This window comes from Synechococcus sp. R8-2, assembly GCF_047461715.1.
Taxonomy (GTDB): Bacteria; Cyanobacteriota; Cyanobacteriia; order Thermostichales; family Thermostichaceae; genus Thermostichus.
Genome location: NZ_JANSHQ010000330.1, coordinates 1 through 6,555 on the forward strand (window position 1 = coordinate 1; position 6,555 = coordinate 6,555).

A 6,555-nucleotide genomic window follows, 5' to 3' on the forward strand; every position below is an offset into this window, starting at 1 on the left:
ATGGCCCGGTCGGTAAACAAGCTGGCAAAACAGTGGTGACAGGCATTGAGCACCGCCCGCACTCCACGCACGTTCAGGTAGGTCTCCTGCTGGCCGGCAAAGCTGGCATCCGGCAAGTCTTCTGCCGTGGCACTGGAGCGCACCGCCACATCGGTGTCGGGGCCGTAGCGCTCGCACAGCTTTTGGTAGGCTTCGGCGATGGCCTGCTCTAGCTGAGGGGGGAAGGGAGTTTGCAAGATCAAGGTGCGGGCAGCCTTGCCCCGCTCGCGCAAATTTTGGACATTCTCAATGTCTAAGTCTTTGAAAATCTCCTGCAACTTCTCCTCTAGGCCCGCAGAGGCGATGAACTGGCGATACGCATGGGCGGTGGTGGCAAATCCTGTCGGCACCTGGATCCCCTTTGAGGTGAGCTGCTGCAGCATTTCTCCCAAGGAGGCGTTTTTCCCGCCCACCTGGGCAACGTCCCGCAGCCCCACCTCCGTCAGGGGCAAGACCAAAGGCGGCTCTGAGCCAAGCTGGGGTTGAGAGGGTTGCTGAAGCTGGGATCCCCTGGTTGCTCCATCCGACATGCCTTACCTCCTTCTTAGATCCATTGAGCGATCCATTGAGCCAACGCCAATTGCTGGGGTGTGCTGTGTTGTCGGCTTGGGATCGCTCCCGGCTCTCCTATGCCAACACTCGGCCCAACTCATTCTTGGTGGGCCATAGCCTCACTCTAGTCAGGATTTTCTGCCCCTTAAAATTGCCCAGGGATCCCCCCAAGAAGGCTTAGAAGGCGATGAGACAAGGCAGATCCCCCCACCACCTGCCTGCGGAAGTTGCTGCAAATCTTCGACCTTTTTTACTCAGTGCAAAAGTAGCCGGGCTGCCACAATGGTCAAAGAAGGCAATTTGGGCAACAACGGCATGGAGGGCCACAAGGAGGCTGCAGCAGACATTCGCCAGATCAGGGTGACGGAAAAACAGCAGGGCTTGCGGCTGGATCGAGGATTGGCAGAGCAACTGCCGGAGCTGTCGCGGTCGCGCCTGCAGCAGCTTATCCGCCAGGGCCAGGTTTGGCTCAATGGGCAGCCCTGCCGGGATAAGGATCGCCCCCTGCAAGCTGGGGATGAAGTCGAGGTGCGGATCCCGCCAGCCACCCCGACTGCCCTGCAGCCGGAGCCGATCCCCTTGGACATTCTTTACGAAGATGACGATTTGCTTGTGATCAACAAGCCCCGCGGTTTGGTGGTGCACCCCGCCCCCGGCCACGCCAGTGGCACCCTGGTGCACGCCCTGCTGGCCCACTGCCCCCATCTTTCAGGCATCAACGGCGAGCTGCGTCCAGGTATTGTCCATCGCCTTGACAAAGACACCACTGGTGCCCTGGTGATTGCCAAACACGATCAGGCCCACCAGCATCTGCAAGCCCAAATTCAAGCCAAAACTGCCCGGCGCCTCTATTTGGGGGTGGTGTTCGGTCGTCCGGCCCAAAGCCAAGGCACCGTCTCTGCCCCCATTGGGAGGCACCCGGTGGATCGGCAAAAGATGGCCGTCCTGACCCCTGGCCAAGGGCGAGTGGCGGTAACCCACTGGCAAGTGTTGGAGCGGCTGGGCAACTACACCCTGATGCAGTTTGAGCTGGAGACCGGGCGCACCCATCAAATTCGGGTGCATGCTGCCCACATGCGCCTACCCATTGTCGGGGATCCCCTCTACACCCAGAGCAAAACCAGCCCTGTTAAGCTGGGCGGCCAAGCTCTCCATGCCTGGAAGCTCTCCTTTGTTCACCCGCGCACAGGCCAGCCGCTGCAGTTTACCGCTCCCCTGCCGGAGGAGTTTGAGCGGCTCTTGCGGCAGTTGCGCAGCCAGGCGGGCTAGGCAGCCTCTGGGGTTTCCCCCTTGCTTTGCCTGGTCATTGCAAACGGCTGTGGAACAGCTGGTTGGTTGATCCCCAGCTCCCCTCGCCCGCAAGGGGTGAGGGTCAGCGGCGAAGGGTCTTCATCTTGTTTGAAACGAGTATGCCCAGTTGTCCCCACACCCGTGGGGGTGAACCCGGCCAGAGAAGAGAATTAAGACAATCTCACATCTGCTGGGATCCCTTGCGTGGATGGGTAACACTGGGACTAGGTCGCAGAAGCGGCGCGTAGCGCAATCTCAAGGAGCCGAACATGAGCAAGAGCTTGCTGGAGCAGTTGCGAGAGATGACCGTCGTGGTGGCTGATACGGGGGATATCAACGCCATCGAGAGCTTTAAGCCTCAAGATGCCACCACCAACCCCTCATTGATCACGGCTGCAGCCCAAATGCCTCAGTATCAGGGCATTGTCGATGAGACCTTGCTCAAAGCTCGCCAAGAGGTGGGATCCAAAGCTGAGCCGAAAGCCGTGGTGGCCCATGCCATCGATCAATTGGCGGTAGCCTTCGGCGTGCGCATTTTGTCCATCATTCCTGGCCGGGTCTCGACGGAGGTGGATGCCCGCCTCTCTTACGACACAGAAGCCACAGTTGCCAAAGCCCGCCATTTGATCGAGCTCTACAAGGCGGCAGGAGCGGATCCCAAGCGGGTGCTGATTAAAATTGCCTCGACTTGGGAAGGGATCCGGGCTGCCGAGATCCTGGAGAAAGAAGGGATCCACTGCAACCTCACCCTGTTGTTTGGCTTGCACCAAGCCATAGCCTGCGCCGAAGCGGGGGTGAAGCTGATCTCGCCCTTTGTGGGCCGCATCTTGGATTGGTATAAGAAACACACGGGCCGGGAGAGCTATCCCCCTGCCGAAGATCCGGGGGTGCAATCGGTAACCCAGATTTACAACTATCTACGCAAATACGACTATCCGACCGAGGTGATGGGGGCCAGCTTCCGCAACATCGGGGAGATCATCGAGTTGGCCGGCTGTGATCTCCTGACCATCTCGCCCGCCTTGCTGGCGGAGCTGCAGAACACCGAGGGTCACCTGGAGCGCAAACTGGATCCGGAAAAAGCCAAGAAAATGGACATCCCGCGCCTGGTGATGGATCGAGCTACCTTCGACCAGATGCACCGGGAAAACCGCATGGCCTCAGAAAAGCTGGAAGAAGGGATCCAGGGCTTCTCCAAAGCGCTGGAGGTGCTGGAAAAACTGCTCACCGAGCGGCTGCAGAAGCTGGAGGGTGCCAAGGAAACCATTACCCACGCCGCCCAGGATGTCTTCCGCCTCTACGACCTGGATGGGGATGGCTTCATCACCCGCGAGGAGTGGATGGGGGCAGATCGCGTTTTCGATGCCCTGGATACCAACCAAGATGGCAAAATTACCCCTGAGGAAATGTTGGTCGGCCTAGGGGCGGCGGTCTATCTGAAGAATTAGCCGCTGGCAGCCGGCCTGGGAAAACCTCAAGGTCTATGGGCGAGAACTTTCGCCACATCGGAGACGGGGTGGCCGCCCTGGAAGCGCAAGCCCGCCGCTGGATTGCCCAGCGGCTGCAAGGGATCCCTTACGATCCGCCGCCGGGGCCAGCAGCCAGGCAGGTGCTGCATTGGATCGAGACGGATCTGCTGCCGCGCCTGCAGCAAACCCCCCAGGAGCTGGAGAACCTGCTGCATGGGCTAGGGGGCGGCTATGTGCCCAGCGGCCCTTCCGGCGCCCCCACCCGAGGCCGAGTGGACGTGTTGCCCACGGGGCGCAACTTTTACTCGGTGGACATTCGCGCCATCCCCACCCCCACCGCCTGGCAGGTCGGCTCACTGGCCGCCGAGCGGCTGGTGGAGCGCTACGTGCAAGAGCAGGGGGAATATCCCCGTCGCCTGGGCCTATCCGTTTGGGGCACTTCAACTCTAAGAACTGGCGGCGACGATTGGGCCGAGGCCCTGGCGCTCTTGGGGGTCAAACCCCGCTGGGATGGAGGACGGGTGGTGGACATCGAGATCCTGCCTGTAGCGGTTTTGGGCCGCCCCCGTGTGGATGTAACCTTGCGCATTTCTGGCTTCTTTCGCGATGCCTTTCCCAATCTGATTGCCCTGTTTGACCGGGCTGTGCAGGCCGTGGCTGACCTGGAGGAGCCAGAAGCCGACAATCCCCTGCGGGCCCACGTGCTGGCCGATACCCAGTACTGGCAGGAGCAAGGGATCCCAACGCAAGCAGCGGCGGAGCGGGCGCGGCTGCGCATCTTCGGTTCCAAGCCAGGGGCCTACGGGGCCGGCCTACAGGGGCTGATCGAGGCGCAAAACTGGGAAACAGAAGCGGATCTGGCCCGCGCCTACCTCAACTGGAGCAGCTACGCCTACCGGGCCGATGGCGAGGGAGAGCCGGCCCCCGAAGCCCTGCGGCGGCAATTGGCCCACCTGCAAATTGTGCTCCACAACCAAGACAACCGCGAGCACGACCTGCTGGACTCCGATGACTACTACCAGTTTCAAGGGGGGATGGTGGCGGCAGTGCGAACGCTCCAGGGCCGCAACCCGCGGATTTACTTCGGGGATCACGCCCGTCCCCACAACCCTAAGATCCGCACCCTGGCCGAAGAAATTGACCGCGTCTATCGCGCCCGCGTGATCAACCCCAAGTGGATTGCCGGCGTGATGCGCCACGGCTACAAGGGCGCCTTCGAGATGGCTGCCACCCTGGACTACCTCTTTGCCTACGACGTCACCACCCATGCTGTGCCGGATTTCATGTACGCCGGCCTGGCCCGCGCCTACCTATTGGATCCCCAAGTCCAGCAGTTCCTGCGATCCCGCAACCCCTGGGCGCTGCGGGACATGAGCGAGCGGCTGCTGGAAGCCCACCAGCGGGGCTACTGGCAAGAGCAGGCCCTGGAATTGCTGCCTCAGATCGAAGCCCTGATGCTGGAGATGGAAGCCTACCTGGAATCCCGCTCTCCCGTGGCGAGAGAAGGTTAAGTTCTGCTAAGATTTTTTCATCCAAACCAGTTGTGGAGGGATCCCAGGCCATGAGCAAATCTGAGCTGTTGCGAGAGATTCTGGGGCCACTGTTGGAGGACTACCGCTACTGGTTTGAGCGTTCTCGCCGCTTTTTGCAGGAAGAGACCCTGGAATTTATCAGCCCAGAAGAGCAGCAGTCCTTGCTGGAAGAGGTTTTGGCTGCCCAGGCGGAGCTACAGGTAGCCAAAGCGCTTTATCAGGCCTCTGATCAAGAGGTTGGCATCGACCCTGGGCTGATGGCAAAATGGCATCGCCTGCTGATGAAATGTGCCGAATTGGGCCGTCAATTTCGCCAGATTCACCCCTCCCCCGACCTGTAATGCTGCAGATTCTCTACCTCATCGCTTTTGTGGCCATTGCCTTTTTGGCCCTGCGCAACTTGGTTACCAATGTCATCACACTGGGCGTGGAAGAGCGCAAGGCCTCTCCTCGTCGTGCCCGCAAGCGGATCCCTCACCCAGAGCTGCTGGATGAAGATGGCAACCTCACCGAGGAGCCTCTACTGGTGATTCGCTCGGCCAGCTTGGAAGAAGCTCGCAGCCGTTTGGAAGATCTCTATTCCGGCTCGCCGGACGAAGATTAGGGGAGTTTCTTGGGCTTTCTCTCTTGGGCGTGGCTGCACTAGCCTGGGAAGGTACTGCGCGCCATTTGCCCGAGCGTCTGGTGGGCGAGTCAACGGAGATGGGATCCGACTTCAACGTGGAATCGGTGCTGGAGGCGGTGCTCGGCAAGCTGAAGGTTTTGGCGGAAACGGGACAAACCTTTGGTCAGCCGATCACTATTGGTGAGACGATTATTGTCCCTTACATGTCCTTGCATTTTGGCTTGGGTGGGGGAGGGGGTAACTTTGGAAAGACTGCTCCTGGCTGTCGCGGCAACGGCGGGGATCCGGCCAGTCTGTTCGGGGGAGCGGGGGGTGGGGTGCGCATCGAGCCGGTTGGCTTTCTGGTGATCCGAGGCGAGCGAGTGGAGCTGCTGACCACCGTCCAGAAGCCCGACCAGTGGAACCAACTCAGCGAGACTCTGGTGCCCCTGTTGCAGCAGTGGCTGCAGACTCGTGCCGGCAACTCCTGAAGGGACTAGCCGCGAATGGAGAGGCGGGATCCCTGGGGAGAGGGTTGTACCTCAATGCGGCGGGGGAAAGCATCCTGCAGGCTGGGGATGTGGGTAATCACCAAGATGCAGGCAAAGTCCGGGGCGATGGCGTTGATGGCAGCCAGCAGTTGGGCGCGCCCGGTGGCATCCTGGGATCCAAACCCCTCGTCGATGATTAAGGTTTGCAGGTCGGATCCCGAGCGCTGGGTGAGCAGGCGGGACAAGGCCAGGCGAATGGCGAAGTTGATGCGGAAGGCTTCTCCGCCGGAGTAAGTCTCGTAGGGGCGGGTGCCGTGGGGATCGGCAATGAGAATGTCGAGGGTGTCATAGGGACTCCGTCCCGCTACGGAGGACAGCTTGGCCGGTGAGCAATAGCGTCGCCCGGAGCGCTGGGTAACCAATTGCAGGTGCAGGCGGTGTTGGGTAAGGCGGGCCAGGATCTGGTTGGCCTGGGCTTCCAGCTCGGGCAGGACATTTTCGACGATCAGGGCGGGGATGCCGTTGCGGCCGTAGGCATTGGCCAGCTCTTGGTACACCTGCTGCTGGCGGCGGGCCTG

At 60.8% G+C, this 6,555-nt stretch carries 7 protein-coding genes and 1 pseudogene; 6 read left to right on the plus strand and 2 right to left on the minus strand.

Annotated elements, in window-relative coordinates; all coding sequences use genetic code 11:
* Positions 1-569, minus strand: a 569-nt coding sequence (locus tag NW819_RS08445) for a PEP/pyruvate-binding domain-containing protein (protein ID WP_414413488.1), incomplete at its 3' end; no start/stop codon positions are given.
* A 337-nt stretch (positions 570-906) separates the two neighbouring features.
* Here NW819_RS08445 and NW819_RS08450 point away from each other — a divergent pair.
* The 6 genes and pseudogenes from NW819_RS08450 (at position 907) to NW819_RS08475 (ending at position 5,977) form a co-directional block, all read left to right on the plus strand.
* Positions 907-1,860, plus strand: coding sequence for an RluA family pseudouridine synthase (locus tag NW819_RS08450; protein WP_414413491.1), 954 nt, complete (start codon positions 907-909; stop codon positions 1,858-1,860).
* A 290-nt stretch (positions 1,861-2,150) separates the two neighbouring features.
* Positions 2,151-3,329, plus strand: coding sequence for a transaldolase (locus NW819_RS08455; RefSeq protein WP_414352066.1), 1,179 nt, complete (start codon positions 2,151-2,153; stop codon positions 3,327-3,329).
* Between the two features lie 50 nt (positions 3,330-3,379).
* Positions 3,380-4,861 (plus strand): annotated as a pseudogene (locus tag NW819_RS08460) (cobaltochelatase subunit CobN); the annotation flags it as partial.
* A 50-nt stretch (positions 4,862-4,911) separates the two neighbouring features.
* Positions 4,912-5,223, plus strand: a complete 312-nt coding sequence (locus NW819_RS08465; protein WP_414382240.1) for a DUF2605 domain-containing protein — start codon at positions 4,912-4,914, stop codon at positions 5,221-5,223.
* Entirely contained in the window at positions 5,223-5,486 is a 264-nt protein-coding gene (locus NW819_RS08470) for a DUF2973 domain-containing protein (protein WP_414344596.1), read from the plus strand. Before NW819_RS08465 ends, NW819_RS08470 begins: the two co-directional genes overlap by 1 nt.
* Before the next feature lie 80 nt (positions 5,487-5,566).
* On the plus strand, positions 5,567-5,977 hold the full coding sequence (locus NW819_RS08475) for a GerW family sporulation protein (protein ID WP_414413489.1): 411 nt from the start codon (positions 5,567-5,569) through the stop codon (positions 5,975-5,977).
* Between the two features lie 5 nt (positions 5,978-5,982).
* Here the strand turns inward: NW819_RS08475 and NW819_RS08480 are convergent.
* A partial coding sequence (locus NW819_RS08480; protein ID WP_414413490.1) for an SbcC/MukB-like Walker B domain-containing protein occupies positions 5,983-6,555 on the minus strand: 573 nt, incomplete at its 5' end.

Excerpts from the sequence above, each read along its gene's own strand:
- NW819_RS08450 (WP_414413491.1), top strand. The coding sequence starts at position 907 with ATGGAGGGCCACAAGGAGGCTGCAGCAGACATTCGCCAGATCAGGGTG.
- NW819_RS08455 (WP_414352066.1), top strand. The coding sequence starts at position 2,151 with ATGAGCAAGAGCTTGCTGGAGCAGTTGCGAGAGATGACCGTCGTGGTG.
- NW819_RS08465 (WP_414382240.1), top strand. The coding sequence starts at position 4,912 with ATGAGCAAATCTGAGCTGTTGCGAGAGATTCTGGGGCCACTGTTGGAG.
- NW819_RS08470 (WP_414344596.1), top strand. The coding sequence starts at position 5,223 with ATGCTGCAGATTCTCTACCTCATCGCTTTTGTGGCCATTGCCTTTTTG.